Genomic DNA, 19,733 nt, shown 5'->3' on the forward strand with positions numbered 1-19,733 from the left:
AATTCTAATGAGCCGCACTACCATTACTTAAGAACTTGCTCCATGCATACGACACTCACAGCAACACAAGCCACTTCTGTACTTCTTTCAGAACTTAGGAAGCATTGTACAACATTTGCCCATTGGAAGGGTAATAACCACCTTTTAGAATCATTAGAGGGTAAAACTGACTTAGAGATCTTGGTCAATGAAGGTAGCCGTGATTCTTTCGAAAGTGTCATGCATCGACTAGGCTATAAGAAAGTGCAAAGCCAGCCATGGAATGTATATCCTGAGGTGGAGGATTGGATAGGCTTCGATTATGAGACTGGCAATCTCCTACACCTGCATACACACTATGCTTTAGTTATCACACTCCCTTACGGCAGGTACATCCGTTTGCCGTGGATGCAGCAGTTCTTTAAACATATAACAACTGATCAACAAACGGGATGGCCTATCCCGGAACCCGAGTTGGAAACCTTAATACTACTATTAAGGCTATGGGCAAAAGGATGCACAAAGCCACTCAACCAACCCCAAGTATTTTTAGAGAAGAAAGAAGAGTTAGTTGAACTGCTTAAGAAAGTTGAGGTAGATAAATTTATTCTTATTTGTTCTGAATTACAGCTTAAAGCACCAGAAGGTATAGCTCTAAAGATTAGGGAAATAATAGAAAATCAAAACCTGGACGACATTAGAAACTTAGCCAAATTCTACTTTGAGCAGCTTTCTGACTCAATTATTAAGAACAGCATTTATACTTCGTTTAGATCTGTTTTTTTCAAGTACCACTTAAAGTCGTTCGATAAACTCACTCTCTTTGCAGGTCCTATAAAGCGCAAAAAAACGTTTCAGAAGCAAGGAAAGGTTATAGCTTTAGTAGGCAGTGACGGTTCTGGAAAAAGCACATTGAGTAATGATCTAATAAAATGGCTGACTTTCAAGATTGACACCCATTATTTTTATATGGGCAAGGTTCCATTCATTAAAAGCTATGATAGAAGATTACTGTCGAAGTTGTACTTATTTGTCGGCAGTAACATAGTGTCACGGCTAACAAGAAAACTAATAGGGGATTTCTATCATGTCATTATTATAAAACACAAAGTTGACATGTTGCGCTTAGCAAGGGAGCTAAGTGAGAAAGGTAGCGTAATCATTTGCGACAGATTTCCTCAGAAAGAAGTGCAAGGCATTAATGATGGCCCCAAGTGCAGTCACTCAAAAATAAACTGGGCCACTAAAGCAGAGCTTAGGTTTTTTCAGGAGGTTCAACAAATTGGTGCAGATGTGATTTTCAGGCTCCAAGTTTTGCCTGCTGTAGCCTTTGAACGCAAACCTGAGCATAGTTTTGCTCTTATAAAAAAGAAGTGTGAGAGTTTAGACAGTTTAAACTTCAACAACTCAACCATTATCAATATTGATGCTAATAAGCCATATGACCAAGTGCTTCTAAATCTAAAAAGAGAAATCTGGGCAATTCTGTGATCTAGAAATCACCTATTTTTCTTTTAACTAGATACTATAAAATATTTTTAAATTAAATTCAATTTTATATTGTTTATAAACAAAATTGCTTAACGGTTTCATCACAGAAGCGTATATGAAATAATCAAGGACAGGATTCATTTATACTTGGCTCCGAAGCAGAAAAATTACAATTCTGAAGCATGGAGGTCCAGTATTTATTGAAAAGTCAATGCATCTACAGCATTGACTCCTGCAAAACCAAGATTATTCCTATTTGTTAAATGAAGCCGAAAATAATAGAGATCGTCGGTCCTCCCGGTGTAGGGAAAACAACTATATATGATTCGCTTTGCGGGTTGTGGGAAGAAAGCTCCAACTGGATCTATCAGGATGCCCTCCTGCTTCCAGAAAGACCTTCTATACTGGATTTTAATAATTTCCTGATTTACTACACAAAAAAAATTTTAAGGAAAAAGCTTTCTAAAAGCATTCCCACAGAATATGGGTTAAGGTTTATAGACAACAATCCCATTTTAGCGAACTTCTTTTGGAATCTTTTGTCTGATAGTAGGATCTACAACAGCCAGGAGGTAGATAAGCGATTCAGAGCTGCCTATCACCTCTTCTATGACTTCTGCAGATATCAGGCAGTTCTTGAAAGCAACTGCCCAAAGCCGTGCGTCATTAACGAAGGCTTACTTCAGAAATCTTTTTTCATCAATGATGATGAGCAGTACGTAACCGAACTTATCAATGTTTACCTGTCCTTGCTTCCCCTGCCACGGGCAATACTATTTATCGATGCCGAAGACAAAGAAGTAATTTTCAATAGGCTGAAGGGCCGGCAAAAGATCATAGCCTCGCACATGAACAAGGATGATGAGGCGCTTTTGTTGGACATAGAAAAGTGGCAAAACTTATTAAATATTATTGCGGAGAAATCCCGAAACTTCAATGTATACGTATGCAAAGTAGATGGGGAGAAACCGATAAGCGAAAACATCCTATACATAAACAACTTCCTAAACCAACTTTAGCGCCTGTAGGTGTATCCTGAAAAGTCACTTAGTTATAAGGCTCTCCATGAGGCAGGAAACAAAGCTTAGAGCCGAAGCCAGTAAGCGCTTGATAACATAACCCATTGTCCACCCTTCTAACTCCATAAAATATTGTTCAGCGTTATAATTCCACTGTATAATAAAGAGGTGACGATAGCTGTCACTCTTAACTCTGTTCTGAACCAAACATTCAAGGATTTTGAAGTAATTATTATCAATGATGGTTCGACAGATGATAGCTTGTATGTGGTAAACTCCTTCAATGACCCTCGGTTATATGTTTCCTCTCAGGAAAATGCCGGAGTTTCCCAAGCGAGAAATAACGCGGTGCTGAAAGCAAGGTATGACTACTTAGCTTTTCTTGATGCGGACGACTATTGGGCCCCTAACTATTTGGAAGAAATCGCAAAACTGATAAAAAGTTATCCCCAGAACCACGTTTTCACCACCGCTTATCAGGTAATAACACGAAACAGATCCTTCTCGCAATGTGAAAGGTTGCAAGAAGGTCTCATCGAAGACTTCTTTAAAACTAGAGCAACCAATCACATCATGCGGACATCTGCGACCGTAGTTCATAAAATAGCCCTAGACGCTGTTGGAGGTTTTCCGCCAGGAATGTATGGAGGGGAGGATGATTATACTTGGGCGAAAATAGCTATTAAATATAAAATTGTTTTTTCGCCGAAAGTCCTAGCTACTTATGATAACCGGAACAGTAGTTACCATTTGAGAAGAGGCAAACTTGACACCTGCAAAGAATCATGGTTTGACCTTTATGAGGATAACAACTTCTATAGAAATGAATTCATTGCCAGCAAAGCTATCTCCGCTGGAATTAGGTACGCGTACGGAGCTCCGCAGTTAAAAAGCCTGGAGATTGAAGAAAGAACCAGATACACGACACTGGCTAAAGAAAAGTGGAAATATTTATACATTCTAAATCGTATACCCCAACCTCTGATTCTCTTAGTCAAGAAAATTTTGCCTCTCTATAAGAGGAGTAAGTGTTGGTTGGCAAGAGGGAAAACAATGGCTTACGTAGCGAACTTCTATGATAGTGGATCACCATGACATGCTACGAAAGGAGACTGCTTTTTAACAAAGTTTCTGTTAGTGTAAAGTAATCATATAAATGAAGCCACTCCCCTATCAGCTTAAGTATTCTTCTTCTTTTAATACCATAAACGTTCATACAATACCGCTTATTCACCAAAATGGCAAAATTTTTATTCTACGATGATAAACTTATAAACATCCTTCAAAAGGATGAAAGGCCATCTGGAGGAGCTGCTGTTCAAACCCTAGGATGGATACAAGGCCTGTCTAAAGCTGGTCAAGAGATTTATGTGCTTACAGGACCTGCAAAGGATGCAGTCATAAAGGAACAGTACAAAGAGTTCAATATCATACCGTTATATGATCAACAAAAAGGAGTTCGATGGATAAGGTGGGTATACTACAGGTTACCCTATATCTACAAGAAAGTGAGAAGCACCAAGCCTGATTATTTATACCAAAGCATACCAGGCTGGTCTTCTTTCCTAATTGGCTCCTTGTGTCGGTACCTTAAAATAAGGTATGTTCTAAGAATTTCAAACGACAACCTAACTGATGAACGCTTTTTTAAACACTACTCTAGAGCTCATCATTTCTTTCTAAAGTCAGGGATGAAGCTAGCGTATTGCATTCTTTGCCAAAATGAATATCAACTGGAAAATATTAAAAAGAAACTGCCTGGCAAATATGTTGTAAAGCTACCTAACCCAATACTACTAAAGCCGTCACAACAACTATCTGATACTAGGGCAAGGGGTTACATTGCCTGGGTTGGGCTTTTTCAATATCAGAAGAACCTAAAACTTTTGTATGAAATTGCCTCCAGTCTTCAAAATGAGCAATTCTGGGTTGCTGGGAAAGAACTACCAAAATTAGACAATGAAACTGTACGCTATCTGGAAAAGCTTCGCCAGCTGCCTAATGTCAAATTTGTTGGCTTTCTGAAAAGAAACGAGGTTCAGTCATTTATAGCAAATGCTAAGTTTCTCCTCAACACCTCATACTATGAGGGTTTTAGTAACACATTCTTAGAGGCAATGGCAGTTGGCACTCCCATAATAAGTAGTAGCAAGGTAAACCCAGATGGATTTATCACAACAAACTGCTTAGGCATTGTCTATGAGAATGCCCAGGACCTTGCCAGGCAGTATGCAGCTGTTACAGCCAGTTCTTATGAACTGATGTCTAAAAAAGCCTTACAGTATGTCTCCCAACACCATAGCCATGATCATTTGGCAAGAAGGTTACTAGACATTCTCAATGAAAAGCAGATGAGTCTGTGTAACTGAAATATAAACATGAAATGGCTCACTTTGGCAACAAAGTTATCTTCTCTAAAAGCAAGTGGTTTGTCATTAAATCTTAGGTAATCCTACAAGATGTATGAATACTTTTCGAAACAAAATCAGAATCCTCATTTTCATCGGGAGCCTTCAAACAGGTGGCAAGGAGAGAAGGTTAGTCGAGCTTCTCACTTATTTGAAAGATAAAGGACGTTATGAGTTTCTATTAGTAATGACAAAAAACGAGGTGCATTTCTCTGACTTTCATAACCTTGAAATACCTTATAGAGTCATAGAAGGGAGTAAGTACGCTGTACTTTACCAGTTCTATACTATATGCAAAGCATATAAACCGCAACTCATTCACACGTGGGGACGAGTTCAAACGCTGTACTCGCTTCCTGCGGTTGTATTACAGAAGATTCCTTTGGTAAATAGCCAAATAACATCGGCGCCTCCTAAAATAAGTAAGTGGTCGATCTCCAGAGCTATTGATAAAGTTAACTTTTACTTCTCCAATGTGGTGTTAGCCAACTCTATAGCAGGTGCTGAAACGTTCAAACCTCCATTAAAAAAAAGAAAAGTAATCTACAATGGCATCAATATGGCGCGTTTTTATAACCTACCTGATGTAGAGTGGATAAAAAGAAAATACTGCATCGCTACACCCTATACCATTGTAATGTCCGCCTCATTCTCTCCAAATAAGAACTATGATTTGTTTTACAGAGTAGCTTCCCTCGTCACCGAGCGTCGGAACGACATTACCTTTATAGGTGTAGGTGAAAGCCACGATGACGCTAAGTTTAGCAAGCTTTTAGCCTTAACACAAGCAAACCCCCAAATCTTACTACCCGGCAGAATCGATGATGTGGAGGCGCTTGTAAACGCTTGTGATATAGGTGTCCTGTTCTCCATGAATGGTGAAGGAATATCTAATTCCATTATGGAATATATGGCATTATCGAAGCCAGTTATAGCCAATGAGGCGGGCGGAACAAAAGAGCTTGTTCGACATAACTTGAATGGGTACCTCATTAGCAGCCAAACAGATGAAGAGATTGCCGGATTGATTCTAGATTTAATCAATGATACAACCAAACGCAAAAGGTATGGAGAGAAGAGCCGGGAAATAATAGACGAGGAGTTCTCTCTAGAGAAAATGGGAAAAGCTTTTGAGGAAGTATTCAGACAAGTTCTAACTCAGCCTCTGAATAGAACCCAAAGTGTTCAATCTAACCGAATTAACTCTACGATTTCTCTGTGAGGCTAATTAAAATGGTATGAACGTATTATTTATCAGCCGCTCGGATTCTGGAAAGCCGCATCCATTTATAGAAGAACAGGCTTCTGCCCTAATAGAGAATTTCGGCGTTAGCATTAGGCATTTCCTCATCCGCCAAGGAGGTGTCATCGGATACATAAGAGCAGCGAAACAGTTAGCTGATTATGTCAGCGAAAACAAGCCAGATCTACTTCATGTCCACTATGGGTTAGCCGGGCTGGTTGCAGTCATACACAAGATAGCTTTTTTGAACAGGATCAAATTTATTATAACCTACCACGGCAGCGATATAAATAAGGTTACTGAACGGCAGCTATCATTGTTAGCCGCCCGCTTCGCAGCACATAATATTGTTGTGTCGGAGAAAATGCTTAAATATTTTAAGAATAGCTGCTCTGTTGTTCCCTGTGGAGTTGATACTGAGGTGGAGTTAACGCACAGAGAAAGCACTAGAAGAGCTTTCAACTGGGGAGAAAATGATTTCATAGTACTTTTCTCCTCGAACTTCGGGCGCAGCGAAAAAGATCCAGCGTTCGCCTTCAAAGTAATTAAGAGCTTTTCCAGTATATCGTCAAGGTCTGTAAAATTCATAGAACTCAAGGGATACTCAAGAGAGGAACTTACCAAATTAATGCAAGCAGCTGATGCCTTGATTATGTGTAGCTCAAGAGAGGGAAGCCCTCAAGTAATCAAAGAGGCCATACTTAACTCCTTGCCCATTGTTTCTAATGACGTGGGTGAAGTACGATCAATCTGTTCTAATGCAGACAACTGTTTTATTGTGCCTAAAAAAGTTGATGAGTATGTGAAGCGCCTACAGTTCCTTTCTATAGAAAAAGTAAGAATTCAGAACAGAACCCCTGTACTGGAGAGATATAGCAACAAACTGATCTCTGATAAGCTGTATAACATTTACAGTAAAGCTCTAAAATAAAAAACACCCAGAGTACAACACTTTTCTTTGCAAGCCTCATGAAAATACTGTTTGACATCAAGCACCCTGCACAACTCAACTTATTTAAGGGATTATCTAAGGAGTTAAAAGATGAAGAATGGGATGTAACGATTTGTTACCTCGAAAGAGGTAAGTTACCTCGAATCATTGAAACGGAGTATGCTGGATTCAAAACAATTCCAGTAGGCAGCAGTAAGGGTACGAAATGGTCGATTTTGTGGGACGGAAATATCAAGCGTACGCTCGTTTTTCTGGAGCTTATCAGGAGAAACAAGTATAACATCTGTGTAGCTGCCAGTAGTATACCTCTAGCTCTTGCATGCCGGGTTACAGGGATTCCCGTAATCCAATTTTATGACGACCCAGAAAGAGGTAAGATAAACAGCCTGAATGCAACGCTTTCAAACCAATTGTTCTTCCCCCCTATTGTAAAAAAGAATAAAAAAAACTCAACCTTTAATTGCCTCAAAGAGTGGAGTTACCTAAGTCCCAAAAGATTTAATCCCAGTACTCAGGTTCTTGATAAATATGGGCTTACACCACATAAGTACATCTTTATACGGGAGGTAAGTAATAAGTCTTTTAACTATTATGACCAAGAAGATGCTATAGTTTGTAGCTTCTCACACCAGATTGATCCAAGCGCCCCAGTAGTGCTTTCGTTAGAAGATAAAAGCATCGCCCATAAGTTTCCAAAACACTGGACAATTCTTCAGGAACCAGTTGGAGACATCCATTCCCTCATCTATTACTCAAAAATGGTTGTTTCTTCTGGCGACTCCATGGCTAGAGAAGGAGCAATGTTAGGGGTGCCTAGCGTGTACTGTGGCATTAGAAACATGAAGGCCAATGAACTCCTGATGGGATATCAAATTTTAAAACACCTTCCTGGGAAGTCCTCACTTCCTTATATAAATGAGGTAGTTTCTGAGGACTTCAACGAGGGAGCACAACTTCGTACAAGAAACATGTTACTCGAAAGCTGGGATGACATGATAGTGTTTATGAAAGATCAGATTAACATCTATAAATGCTAATACTATGGATATTTCAATTTTCGGATTAGGGTATGTAGGTTGTGTAAGTCTGGGATGCCTTGCAAAGAACGGGCACCGGGTAATTGGCGTAGATATAAGCCAATTTAAAGTAGATCTTATCAATCAAGGAAAACCTACCATACTAGAGAAAGACATTGATAAGATCATAAAGGATGGCTTCGACTCTGGCAGAATAGCAGCGACTGTGTGTGCCGATGAGGCTGTTTTAAACACCGATATTAGCATCATCTGCGTCGGTACTCCCTCCTCGCCTCATGGCCACCTGAATCTATCTTACATCTTCAAAACAGCTGAGCAAATAGGCCTAGCGCTAAAGGAAAAGAATTCTTTTCATACAATAGTTATTCGAAGCACTGTACTACCAGGAACAAATGAACGCTTTGGGGAGGTAATAGAAAAGTACTCGGGCAAGAAAAGAGGTGAGCATTTTTCTGTGGTTTCAAATCCTGAGTTCTTAAGGGAAGGATCAGCGGTTAAAGACTACTTCCACCCGTCTGTTACTGTAATAGGCGGAGACAGTGTGGAGGCGATAGAAAAAGTGTCATCTTTATACAGCTGCTTAGATGCTCCTATAGAGGTTACAGATATAAAGATAGCAGAGCTTATAAAGTATGTTAACAACTCTTATCATGCTTTAAAAATTGCCTTTGCAAATGAAGTAGGTAATGTATGTAAAGCACTCTCCATTGATTCCCACAAGGTAATGGAGTTATTTTGCAAAGACACTCGATTGAATATATCTACTGCATATTTTAGACCTGGATTTGCCTATGGAGGCTCCTGCCTGCCAAAAGATCTGAAAGGATTTGTTACACTGGGCCATGACAATTATGTTAACACACCAGTGCTTGGTGGAATAGATCTCTCTAACGAGTATCAAAAGAAGATGGCTTATGAAATGGTGGCCAAAACAGGAAAAAGAAATGTGTGTTTCATTGGCTTAAGTTTTAAAGCAGGTACAGATGACCTTAGGTACAGCCCTGCAGTTGATTTGGCCGAAACCTTGATTGGGAAAGGGTATCGTATTACTATTTATGATGAAAATGTTCGACTTTCAAAACTGATCGGTGCAAACAAAGCCTTTATCAATGAGCGTCTGCCCCACCTATCAGAGCTTATTACACAGGATTTGGAAAAGGCATTAAGCATGAATGACATCGTGGTAATAACGCATAAAAATTTTGACATTGAAACCTACCGCGACTTGTTAAAAGACAAAGAGGCTGTGATAGATTTAGTAAGAATACCGGCCATTGAAAACCTCCCTAACTATGAAGGCATATGCTGGTGAAATCTTAATGATTTTATCAATATATTCTAAGCTGCGAGTATCTTAATCATAATATAACTATTTCGCTATATATCCCACAACTTAAAAAGCCCTCTGTTAGCATTTGTCCGGACAACTGTCACTGACTATGCATGCAGAGGGCTTTATTTTTGGGTTACAGTATTAGATAGACGGCTTCATCGCAAACAAGACTTGCCCTCTAAAACTGCTTCATGTATCAATGTTTGGAATTTAATCATTAATGACAATACCCACTTTACTGTAAAAAGGCCTCTCCTCTTCTAAGAGGAATCACTAACAACTAGAAAGCATTTTTATGAACCTTCCGGCTAAACAGTGTCATATATACTATTTTTAAGTCTAGACTAAGTGACCAGTTCTCCATATACCAGAGATCATGCAGCGTACGTTGGCTCTTCTGCTCCTTTGTTTCAGTTGGGCCTCTCCATCCATTTACTTGTGCCCATCCGGTAATGCCGGGCTTATAGTAATGCCTCGTCATATATTTATCTTCCGTCTCTTGCAACTGCTTATTTAGGTAACTTCTATGTGGTCTTGGACCAACAACGCTCATTTCACCAAGGAGCACATTAAGGAATTGTGGTAGCTCATCTAAACTATATTTTCTCATAATTCGCCCCAACTTCGTAATTCTTGGATCGCCCTTATGTGTGGATAACAAGCCCCCGGAAACCTCATCGTTTTCCTTCATACTACGGAATTTAAATACCCTAAAAGGTTTACCTCCTTTCCCAATCCTCACCGGGCAATAAAATACTGGACCTGGAGAATCAATTTTGATTAAAATTGCAAGACATAGGAAAACAGGGAATAGCATCAACAAAGCGCCTATCGAGAACAGAAGGTCAAATGTACTTTTTACTAGTGCTGCATGAGTTTTATCTAAAGGCAACTGTCTAACGTTTACAGCTTCCAAATGGCCATATCGTCTCGTTTTATAATGCTCCCCAAATAAGCTTTGATAATCCGGGACATATTTAACTCTTACCCCATAATAGTCAGCAGCAGATAAGATGTTCCGTACTTTTTTTGATGGCTTCACCGGTAGTGCTATTACGATTTCATCAACCGGATTATTCTTTAAGTAATCGTGGATCCTATCTAAATCTCCGACAATTTTATCTTGGCTTACCCTACACTCTTCATTTTTACATTTTATGTACCCCTTTACTCTATACCCGTATAGCTCTTTTTCAGCACTAGCAGCCAAATTTCCTATACCGGCAATCAATGTACTTTTTCGGTTATCTCTGCTAGCTTTAATTTGGCTAATTATGCCTCCAATTAAAAAGTGGAGTGGTAGCCCCAGAATTGGGAAACCTAACACGAAGGCTGTTATTAACTTGATGTTATGCAGAGTGCTTGAAAATAAGTTTGGAAAAACATAGTAAGTAATAACTGCTAGCGAAATAAAAATTGCATAAGCTTTAACAAACCTAGTTAACAGTGGTATGGTACGTGCCTCTGATGGTTTTATTGTAGATTTTACCCTGGTGTAGCTTACAATAAAGCACAATAGCAAGACATCAATAATGATAAGCAAACGTGTATCTATATGAGCTGCGCTATCCACTAAGTAAGCTAGTATGAAAACTGTGAAAACAAGAGTTAGTGCCTCCCTCTCCAAAAACACCGCTGTGATTTTTTGTCTAGATCTTATCATATTTTTGCACTTAAATAATTTATACTCGATTTACTTAGAAGCCTTTTGGCATCACAAATGAGACGTAATGCCTTATGCACTTTGGTCAAGTGCTCAGCAGCTTAAGGGTGAGGGCAGTAAAGCTGCGGAATGTGTTGGGTCGCTTGTTTTTACTTTACCTGAATGTTACAGGCCAGGCACTATAGTTAAGGAATGACTGTCATCAAACTAAACTTACATCGGCAGATGGTATGCTCTCAGCCACACGAATTGTGAGACTGAATTTTGCTTTTCCTTCAAACTTTGTTTTCAAATGGGAGAAGATTTTCCTTCATCATAAATTTATTTTATCAACTAAAGAAGAGACTGCATCTAAACATCAACTATCATGAAAGGCATAAGCATTTTGATATAGAATAGTATAAATAATCCATTAATTTGTTTTTTAAACAATCTAAATATACTTTAGTATTATACTAGAATACCAAAATTAAGATACCATTAATGTTATTTTTTTTATAAATAAATTTACATCACATAATATCTTTCCAAAGTGCCTTCAAACGCCTTGTAACAACCTCTACAAGTATAACTTACTGTTTGTAAAACAGGCGAAAGGATAAATTTCTTGGAGCTTCTTTAGGTTGCGCTCCACCTATTCTTCATAGTGTAGCTCATGATAATATGAGGCTAACAATATTGCCCCATCCTGCCAACTGTATAACATACCTCGCAAAAGACACACTTGAGTGAAGCCAGACACATCATAAACAATGTTTAATGCAAAATTTTTCTAAATGTTGTCATAGTCACGGTTAAGTCAAAATACTAGCGATAAACAAACAGCACTTATTTGCTCAATCCGGCCACAGTTGCTGTTACATCCGTAATACCCAATTACTCAGGGCTTTTCTATCTTGGCACCCATCTCTAATTGTACAAAAGAGCAGACTCAGTCCTTGCTAAACTTATATGCTTTTCCTCTTAACTCCTTTTGACTTACTGTAGTAAGTTGCCCGTTTCTTCAGTGTAGGAGTAATAACTTCGGGAGAAAACCAGCAAAATACTCTTGTATCTATTGAAGATCATTTGATACTAATTTATTTGCTATTCCCCTATAATAGAGGTTACCATGCTACTAATCATATGAGGCATCTTTCAGTACACCCAGTGTTACAGAGTGCTGAATGTGAGCTAATGACCGTGAAAAAAATTACAAAAGCGCCGCATTAGGGATCTCTGTAATTACTTTACGGCTCCTCTGTCAAGGCTCGCTGCAAGGCGGCGCCTGCGACGACATACACCGGTCCCTCCAGCCTCGCGGCCACCGCCTTCAGGAAGTCCCCCTGCCTGCCGACACCGGCCGCATGCAGGTAGAGCCCCTGCAGCACGGCCGTCCCCTCCGGAACTTCCCCCGGCACTGACGTACGCGGACCGGCCAGCCAGGCGCAGCCCAGCAGGCTGCCGCCGTCACTCCAGGTGTAGCAGCTCTCCCCCCCCTCCAGGCGCCGCATGGCCTCTGAGAGAAACTCCCAACGCGTCGGGTCAAGCCTGCAGGGGGCATAGCCAAGAAGGTCGCTGAGGCTGTTGATTTTGACCTCAACCCCTTCAGCCTGTTTGCCTTTACTTGAGCCTTCAAATATACGAATCACCTTTGCTCCAGCAGTGCTTTTAAATAATAGTTTAATAAAGTGATAGACCCCTTCTTTCTTGTTTTCAGCTAATTTAACTCTTATGAATCTAATCTGCCACTTCACCTTCTTTAGGACTTGCGGCTTCAAGCCTACTACCAAAGCAGCTTTTTTTAGCTGCTCTTTTACTATGAATTTTAGTCCTTTGATTATTTTGCTATAAGCACCTACTATTTCAAGCTGATGAGCAATTACAAAACCTGTTGCCAAGCTACTTTTGTAAGCGTCAGCTCCAGGGGTAAGATCGAAAACTGCTATACCTTCATCAGCTAATTGTTTTCCAAGCATCAGAAAGTGAATAATTCCCGGTGAATACTTGGCGTAGGATGGAGCATGAGTATTCATCCCTTGCAAGTGCACAACGTTTTTACCTGATACGCCTACGTTAGATGCAATTATAGTTTCATCAAGTTTCAATAGAGTGGTATGCAGCAAGCCTTGTTCGAATAAACAGTGCAGAAAGACCTTTCTTAGAGGGTCTGAGTGAATAAAGCTTCTGTTAAACATAGCTTCTTTTCTAAAATCATACTGCAAGGAAAGTTCATCAAAAACTGCAGAAAACTCAGCGCTGTCGGAGACACGCTCAAATCTCAATTGCCCTTGCCGACGTAAACGGTTAATTTTCTCTTTCCTGTTCTTTTTTCGGAGCTCTTGGGTGAAATTAGCCTCATTGATGACCATTAATGGCTGTGAGGCAACCTGCAACACGCATCGCCTTCTCCAATATGCATCTCGTTCTGCCCACTTAACACATGCGCCTTCAGGAATATATTTAAGCTTAAACTTCTTGTCTGGGAAATACTTAGTTACTGCACTGAAGGCCGCTTTTATAAAACTTTCTTCGTCGAGTGCATTTGATAACCAGACCTGGTACTCAGCCTGTTCTGCCCCTGCACCAGTGAGTTCACCATTATTACCCTGCGCCAGAGCAAGAAGACCAGTAAGTTTGCCATGACACATAGTTCGAACTAAGACGGGCAAAAAACTGCTTGAGTAAACTTTATACCATGTAGTCACATACGGGCGACTTTGAAAAACAGTACCCCATGTACATACTTCGTAAAGGCTATCCCATTCTCTTAAAAACGCTTCATTTCGTAGCTCCTCTAGAACCTCCTTCCCTGTAAGAACCTCAGTTTTGGGAGAAATCTGCAAAGTCTCTGATAAACCTATATCTGATACTGAAATGTCATAGTCTATATTCATACTTTCATCAACCCCAGATTATATAATGGACTTCCCGGTTAAACATATAAATTCAACAGTTATAATGCTCTCTCACGCTTTGTGGGCAAGACCTTTTGTTTTGTTATTTGTTCCCTCTGTCAAAGCTCGCTGCAAGGCGGCGTCTGCGACGACATACACCGGTCCCTCCAGCCTCGCGGCCACCGCCTTCAGGAAGTCCCCCTGCCTGCCGACACCGGCCGCATGCAGGTAGAGCCCCTGCAGCATGGCCGCCCCCTCCGGAACTTCCCCCGGCACTGACGTACGCGGACCGGCCAGCCAGGCGCAGCCCAGCAGGCTGCCGCCGTCACTCCAGGTGTAGCAGCTCTCCCCCCCCTCCAGGCGCCGCATGGCCTCTGAGAGAAACTCCCAACGCGTCGGGTCAAGCCTGCAGGGGGCATAGCCAAGAAGGTCGCTGAGGCTGTTGATTTTGACCTCTAATGACTGTGGGGAGTACTCCTCAGGCTTATATGGGACCTCCAGCAACTTTTGATCGGTCCCCGTAAACACTAGCCTTATTCGCAGTAGCTGAGCGTAAATAAAGTCTGGCTTAGAGGCTGCTTTTATTCTTCTCTTAGATAGGTACACCATCTTTTTTATAGCGAGCTCAACACTCATTGGTCTTAATCCTGCAGTAAGTAGCCGGTTGTGCAGCTGCTTTTTGATCAGCTTTTTAACCTTATGCACGATACTGCAAGGTATCACAAGTTCATACACCTCATCATGTCCAGTTGCCATACGTTCTTTATAGGAATCACCCCCTGGTGTAAGATCGAAGACATCAACTCCTTCTGATAGTAAATACTGGCCCAACATTATAAAATGAACGAAACCAGGTGAATAGTAATCGGCATGGAGTGGAGAGTGGACGTTTATCCCCCCTAAGTGTACCCAACCTTTGCCTTGAACGGCTACGATGGAGGCGACAATTTCTCCATTGCTTTTTAGTACAGAAACATGAAGCAGGCCCTGATCAAACATTACTAAAAGGAGTTCTGCCTTGAGCGGATTCTCTCTAAACTGATTTTTGTTGAACATGGCTCCTTGCCGAAAGTCGTACTGCACAGTAAGCTCAGGTAAAATTGCTGCAAACCGATTTAGGTTTGTCACAATCTCAAAGTCCAGATCTCCCAGCCTCTTAAGCCGGTTTAGTTTATTACGGTATTCAGGCTTTCGGAATAATTTTGATACATCAGGGGCATGCAAATCCATCAATGGTCGTTTATAGGGTTGCAGCACCAGTTGGCTACGCCATTTTGGGTCTCTTGTTGCCCACTCTAAAGGCGTATTCGGAGGCAAGAATCTAAAATGAATATCACAATTGGGAAACTCCGTACGCAATTTTTTAATTGCAGCTTTGACAAAAGAACCGTCGTCTTCCACTTCTGCCAACCAGCACTGGTACTCCGCCTCATATTGCCCAGCACCAATAATACGACCTTTGGCACTTGCTAAAGCACTACTCCCAAAGCTTTTCAAAGGCAGTGCCATCGTCAGCAGCCCTATTAGTTTCCCTCCCTCTGAGGACATAACCAAAATGGGCAAATATTCGCTTTTATAGGTGGTATACCACGATGAAACAAATTCACGGCTCTGGAATACGGTGCTCCAAGGGCAGTTGCTGTAGAGGGTATCCCAAGCAGTTTGAAATTCTAGCTCTAACAGTAATTTAAAGACTCTTTCCCCTGTCACCAGCTCTGCTACAACAGTGGCATCAATGGTGCTATTGCTCTGCATGTCCTCAATTTTTTATACTAGTGATTCTCTCTCTGAACTTACCACATTCTCTGTAAGCAGCCGTCCAGCTCTTCTCCTAAACAAGCAAATTGCTAGACGGCAGAAACAACTATTTCAGATTTAGACTCAAGGCATTCTCGTACTGCGTTTACTATCATGAAGAGATTATTTTTTGTTAGCTCTTGATGGACAGGTAGTGCTAGCAAGTTTTCTCGCAGAGCCCTACTTCTGGGGAATTCTTCCACGGGAAGAGAAGGATGTGGATTGATCCAGAAAAGGAGCCCTAATACACCTTTTTGCCTTAATTTACTCAGGAACAACTTTGCGTCGCCCACTTCTATAGGAAAAGCAAAAGGACAAGCCCCCTCTGGAAGTAATGAGAACGGACGTGGAACTAGGTCATGGAGATGCTCCAACAAAAAATTATAATTATCTCGTCTTATTTGGGCTGTTCCTTCTGACACTATTTTCGGGAGAAGGTAAGTAGTCATCAAGGAAGGTGGCGTGTAAGGGTTCCCTAAATCAAATTCAGCATGAGGCTGTTCGTTTATTCTCTTCCACCAGGCAAAAACCGGCTTGATAAGCTGATGAAGTAAGCCTATCTCTGCCCGTCGTGCCGCCACCCAGTTCAGGTGTCTTTTACACAGTGGCCACAAGCCTATCTTGGCTCGCTGTGCAGGAGGAACAGGAGGTCGTACAGAAAATACAGCTCCACCGTCGGGTAGTCCATATGTTTTATACAGGCAGAAAACACTGATATGCCCAAACGATCCCACTGCCTGCCCCTCATGCATTGCCAAGAAGGCCTGAGCTGCATCCTCTATCAAGAGCAGGTTTCGTTGATCACACCATTGCCTCCAGAAAGACGCATCTTGCGGGAAGCCCAAGTAATGTATGAGGTAAAGCGCTTTTACATTTGGCTCAAGCAGCCTCTCCAGATCCTTAGGGTCAGGCTCAAGTGCATCATTTACTTCATAGTACTTTATGTTAAGGCCTACTTTCAAAAGTGCTTCTACCTCAGACCCATGGTGATAAGCAGGAACAAGAACAGTATCCAACTCACCTAGGCCAACCGTAGTACAGGCATTCCAGATTGCGTGGCGTGCTTTTGAATATATTCTGCAGCTCTCCTGATCGAGTGGAAAGGGAATCCATTCTGAGCGACTTCGGGAGTGAACACTGGGGTTTAACGTCGGCCAAATTGCCTGCCGCCGTGAAATGAAAGAATTAGAGCTTCTCATACCTTACCAACCTGTACTTTTTAATAACAAATGAACATATCCAGTTTACTAGGATAGCCTTGGCATTGCTTTAGAAGCAGTATATTTTGCCACTAAAGTTAGCTGTACTCTCTAACCATCATATGAAACGGGTTTAACTTTCACAAAGCACTGTACTGGCCGCACAGTTGGCACTCAATGCATCTGCCCTTTTATATGAATGTTTCCTGTAGAATGGAAATTTGAGCCTGCTCATGATGGGGTGCCAGACGCCTACAATTCTGCAGAGGTTCTCTTCAAAAGAAGCACCTTCCAAAAAGCCTAACCGTGGTAGTTCATAAGTTTTCCCAAGACTTGCAGGTGTCAATGGCACTGGCTCACAACTGAAGGCTAACTTATAATCTAGCTTTTGAAGCGTTTGAACCTCACGAAGGCCATAATCGCCATTTGGGTAAGCAAAAAAGGGCACCTGCTTTCCTATCCAGCCTTCAAGTATTCTCTTAGAGCATTGTAACTCAAAATACACCTGTTCATCTGTACAGTTAGTGAGAATAGGATGGGTGTGGCTGTGGCCTCCTACAGTAATATACTCTGAATCGGCCATCTTTCTGACTTGGTCAACCGTCATTGCTTCTCTCTCCAGCGTCAGCTTTCGCTTAAGTTTAGCAACCTGAGTTAGCCTTTCATGATCAGGAACTCTTTTCATAGCTTCTATGTGAGGACTTTTCAACCGGTTTCTTTTTGCCTCAAGCATATAGGACCACCAGTAAGTACCTTCCTCTACAGGAGATGTAGACACAAAGATTGTTACTGGCACCTGGTGTTTATTCGCTATTTCCACAATGTTAGCTTCATTAGTCTGCCAACCATCATCAACAGTTATTAACACTGCCCCCATGGGAAAGGGAAGCTCCTGCTGTATTATCTTCTCAATATCTCTTGTGCTTATAAATATAAAGCCCTTTTTCTTAAGCCATTTGATGCAAGTTTCAAATTCACTTCTTGATGGCTTGTGAAAATAAATAGAAAGCAAGCACTCTCCACGTTTAGCCCTTCTAACCGCTCGCCCTACAAATCCAAACATGATCAATAAGCAAGCAACAAACCACCCAAAAACATTTCTGAAACTTACATTCATTGCTTTGACACTTAACATTAGACGTTTATTGCTGATTACACTATTGCTAAACATTTAACCACCAAAGCTTAATAATGAGATTACTATTAGCGATGGTTTTAAACATTCAAGAAACCAGTTGAGGAATTATTCATGCTTGTTTTGCTTAAAATTATATACTTCAAAGCCCCTTAAATGTTCTATTAATTAATAACAAAATATTGTAAAAATATTTAAATTTGGTAAAGTACTGCCACCAGTACGTAAAGACAAAGACGCCATACGTTACAACAAGAATGTCACGTAATCTGGAAAATTCTTTAAGGAAGTAATCGAGTGACTGTAGTAAGGTGGGCTCTTGATTTACTATACACCCATTGACCGATCCAATAGGTGCCTTTAGTAGCAAATCATTTTATATTATGACCTTAATTTAGAAGACGGTTAAAGTAGAAGACATTCCCCATGCAAGGAAAAGACTCCTTGCGCAGAATTATAAACACAATCAGAGGCAGAGGTTAAGGCCACGGCGCTTATTTTGATCATATGGTAGCGCACCACCATCAACTATTCCCTCATGTCGTTAAGGCTTGCCGCTTTGCTTCCCAATTTCACATTGTCAACATAAAAGATTCTTTCTTTCGTATCAGTCGTTTTATTCCCATTCCAGTCATCCTTGTAGATACCAATTTTCCATCGCGGGTATGCAAACTCGGCATACATAGTCGGGCCAGAATATTTCAATACCCTTTCACCGTTTAACCAAACTTCAACTAAGCCGTCCTCATTCGGTGAATGTATGACATGGATGACAAACTGTTGCCACACGTCCTTTTGTACATTGCCTAACACATACCTTTTATGCTTTTGGCTACCACCTCCTATAAGCATTTTGAATTGATCATCCTCAGTCAGCAACTGCAAGGCTGGACTTCCAGATCCTTTTCCTTGATGCCACTGATTTATATGATCCATATTAGAGTCTTTTTCATAATGTGATGCTGGAAAGAAACCATCAAAGGCATACCATCCCTCTTTTACTAGAGTACTCTTCGGAAAGAGGAATTCAACCCTCGTACCGTTGCTAGCTTCAAGATCGGTATCCCTAAGTTCGAAGCGCCCTGACTTTTCTCCCTCGTAAACAGGATCAGCAACTACTTTAAAACCATATGAAGTGCTTGACTGAAGCTTAGCCCCCTTGAACACAGAATTCCCCTCGAAATCTTCATTGAAGAGTAATTTAGAAGTATATATTTTATTGATTACTACATCATCTACCAAACCTCTATTCAAGCAAGGATTAGATATAGGCAAACAAAGTTGCATCACCGTCCACACAGCTATATAAAATTTGGACATGCTAAAACAACATAAAATTAAAAATTATATCATTTTAGTTAAATAAGTACGGGTTAGTGATTAGCGAGTTGTCTATCTCTGATTCATATTCAGTATTAATATGTAAATCATTTGCCATTCCATCCCAATCCTTTGCAGGAGGAGCAAAAAAGAAGCGGCGCAGGGGAATCCCCCGCGCCGCTCCGCTGCCAGCCCGCCGCCCCCGGAAAGGGGGAGCTGCTGCCTTGTTATTTTGTGATCGTGAAGGTGACGGTCCTTGGCGTGCCGGCCTTGCCGTCGGT

14 protein-coding genes are annotated in these 19,733 nt (G+C 41.0%); 8 read left to right on the top strand and 6 right to left on the bottom strand.

Annotated elements, in window-relative coordinates; translation table 11 throughout:
• The first annotated feature begins 42 nt into the window (after positions 1-42).
• From PXG97_RS20605 to PXG97_RS20640, 8 genes are all read left to right on the top strand, one after another.
• Positions 43-1,470, top strand: a complete 1,428-nt coding sequence (locus PXG97_RS20605) for a nucleoside/nucleotide kinase family protein (protein WP_276499734.1) — start codon at positions 43-45, stop codon at positions 1,468-1,470.
• 263 nt (positions 1,471-1,733) lie between these two features.
• Entirely contained in the window at positions 1,734-2,489 is a 756-nt protein-coding gene (locus tag PXG97_RS20610) for a P-loop NTPase family protein (RefSeq protein ID WP_276499735.1), read from the top strand.
• Between the two features lie 132 nt (positions 2,490-2,621).
• Positions 2,622-3,584, top strand: coding sequence for a glycosyltransferase family 2 protein (locus PXG97_RS20615; RefSeq protein ID WP_276499736.1), 963 nt, complete (start codon positions 2,622-2,624; stop codon positions 3,582-3,584).
• 143 nt (positions 3,585-3,727) lie between these two features.
• Positions 3,728-4,858 (top strand): glycosyltransferase family 4 protein, encoded by a 1,131-nt coding sequence (locus PXG97_RS20620; RefSeq protein ID WP_276499737.1) that lies wholly within the window; start codon positions 3,728-3,730, stop codon positions 4,856-4,858.
• Positions 4,859-4,952: 94 nt separating this feature from the next.
• The gene (locus PXG97_RS20625; protein WP_276499738.1) at positions 4,953-6,119 is read left to right on the top strand and encodes a glycosyltransferase family 4 protein; all 1,167 of its coding nucleotides are present in this window, start codon (positions 4,953-4,955) and stop codon (positions 6,117-6,119) included.
• Positions 6,120-6,135: 16 nt separating this feature from the next.
• Positions 6,136-7,071, top strand: a complete 936-nt coding sequence (locus tag PXG97_RS20630) for a glycosyltransferase family 4 protein (protein WP_276499739.1) — start codon at positions 6,136-6,138, stop codon at positions 7,069-7,071.
• A gap of 38 nt (positions 7,072-7,109) precedes the next feature.
• A complete protein-coding gene (locus PXG97_RS20635) occupies positions 7,110-8,129 on the top strand; it encodes a DUF354 domain-containing protein (RefSeq protein ID WP_276499740.1) in 1,020 nt (339 codons plus the stop codon).
• A 4-nt stretch (positions 8,130-8,133) separates the two neighbouring features.
• A complete protein-coding gene (locus PXG97_RS20640) occupies positions 8,134-9,441 on the top strand; it encodes a nucleotide sugar dehydrogenase (RefSeq protein WP_276499741.1) in 1,308 nt (435 codons plus the stop codon).
• A gap of 301 nt (positions 9,442-9,742) precedes the next feature.
• Here the strand turns inward: PXG97_RS20640 and PXG97_RS20645 are convergent, their stop codons facing one another.
• From PXG97_RS20645 to PXG97_RS20670, 6 genes are all read right to left on the bottom strand, one after another.
• Positions 9,743-11,125 carry an exopolysaccharide biosynthesis polyprenyl glycosylphosphotransferase gene (locus PXG97_RS20645; RefSeq protein WP_276499742.1) on the bottom strand — a complete coding sequence of 461 codons (1,383 nt, stop codon included), beginning with the start codon at positions 11,123-11,125 and terminating at the stop codon, positions 9,743-9,745.
• Between the two features lie 1,229 nt (positions 11,126-12,354).
• On the bottom strand, positions 12,355-14,001 hold the full coding sequence (locus PXG97_RS20650) for a GNAT family N-acetyltransferase (protein WP_276499743.1): 1,647 nt from the start codon (positions 13,999-14,001) through the stop codon (positions 12,355-12,357).
• Between the two features lie 72 nt (positions 14,002-14,073).
• Positions 14,074-15,756 (bottom strand): GNAT family N-acetyltransferase, encoded by a 1,683-nt coding sequence (locus PXG97_RS20655; protein ID WP_276499744.1) that lies wholly within the window; start codon positions 15,754-15,756, stop codon positions 14,074-14,076.
• Positions 15,757-15,848: 92 nt separating this feature from the next.
• Positions 15,849-16,997, bottom strand: a complete 1,149-nt coding sequence (locus PXG97_RS20660) for a DegT/DnrJ/EryC1/StrS family aminotransferase (RefSeq protein WP_276499745.1) — start codon at positions 16,995-16,997, stop codon at positions 15,849-15,851.
• Positions 16,998-17,130: 133 nt separating this feature from the next.
• Positions 17,131-18,114, bottom strand: a complete 984-nt coding sequence (locus tag PXG97_RS20665; RefSeq protein WP_276499746.1) for a polysaccharide deacetylase family protein — start codon at positions 18,112-18,114, stop codon at positions 17,131-17,133.
• A gap of 546 nt (positions 18,115-18,660) precedes the next feature.
• Positions 18,661-19,452, bottom strand: a complete 792-nt coding sequence (locus tag PXG97_RS20670; RefSeq protein ID WP_276499747.1) for a polysaccharide lyase family 20 protein — start codon at positions 19,450-19,452, stop codon at positions 18,661-18,663.
• Positions 19,453-19,733: the final 281 nt, after the last annotated feature.

The organism is Pontibacter litorisediminis, assembly GCF_029360645.1.
In the GTDB taxonomy this organism is placed as follows: domain Bacteria; phylum Bacteroidota; class Bacteroidia; order Cytophagales; family Hymenobacteraceae; genus Pontibacter; species Pontibacter litorisediminis.

What these genes read in the sequence shown, in the direction of transcription:
- PXG97_RS20605 (WP_276499734.1), top strand. Translation starts at nt 43, where the DNA reads ATGCATACGACACTCACAGCAACACAAGCCACTTCTGTACTTCTTTCA.
- PXG97_RS20610 (WP_276499735.1), top strand. Translation starts at nt 1,734, where the DNA reads ATGAAGCCGAAAATAATAGAGATCGTCGGTCCTCCCGGTGTAGGGAAA.
- PXG97_RS20620 (WP_276499737.1), top strand. Translation starts at nt 3,728, where the DNA reads ATGGCAAAATTTTTATTCTACGATGATAAACTTATAAACATCCTTCAA.
- PXG97_RS20625 (WP_276499738.1), top strand. Translation starts at nt 4,953, where the DNA reads ATGAATACTTTTCGAAACAAAATCAGAATCCTCATTTTCATCGGGAGC.
- PXG97_RS20630 (WP_276499739.1), top strand. Translation starts at nt 6,136, where the DNA reads ATGAACGTATTATTTATCAGCCGCTCGGATTCTGGAAAGCCGCATCCA.
- PXG97_RS20635 (WP_276499740.1), top strand. Translation starts at nt 7,110, where the DNA reads ATGAAAATACTGTTTGACATCAAGCACCCTGCACAACTCAACTTATTT.
- PXG97_RS20640 (WP_276499741.1), top strand. Translation starts at nt 8,134, where the DNA reads ATGGATATTTCAATTTTCGGATTAGGGTATGTAGGTTGTGTAAGTCTG.
- PXG97_RS20645 (WP_276499742.1), bottom strand. Translation starts at nt 11,125, where the DNA reads ATGATAAGATCTAGACAAAAAATCACAGCGGTGTTTTTGGAGAGGGAG.
- PXG97_RS20650 (WP_276499743.1), bottom strand. Translation starts at nt 14,001, where the DNA reads ATGAATATAGACTATGACATTTCAGTATCAGATATAGGTTTATCAGAG.
- PXG97_RS20655 (WP_276499744.1), bottom strand. Translation starts at nt 15,756, where the DNA reads ATGCAGAGCAATAGCACCATTGATGCCACTGTTGTAGCAGAGCTGGTG.
- PXG97_RS20660 (WP_276499745.1), bottom strand. Translation starts at nt 16,997, where the DNA reads ATGAGAAGCTCTAATTCTTTCATTTCACGGCGGCAGGCAATTTGGCCG.
- PXG97_RS20665 (WP_276499746.1), bottom strand. Translation starts at nt 18,114, where the DNA reads ATGAATGTAAGTTTCAGAAATGTTTTTGGGTGGTTTGTTGCTTGCTTA.
- PXG97_RS20670 (WP_276499747.1), bottom strand. Translation starts at nt 19,452, where the DNA reads ATGTCCAAATTTTATATAGCTGTGTGGACGGTGATGCAACTTTGTTTG.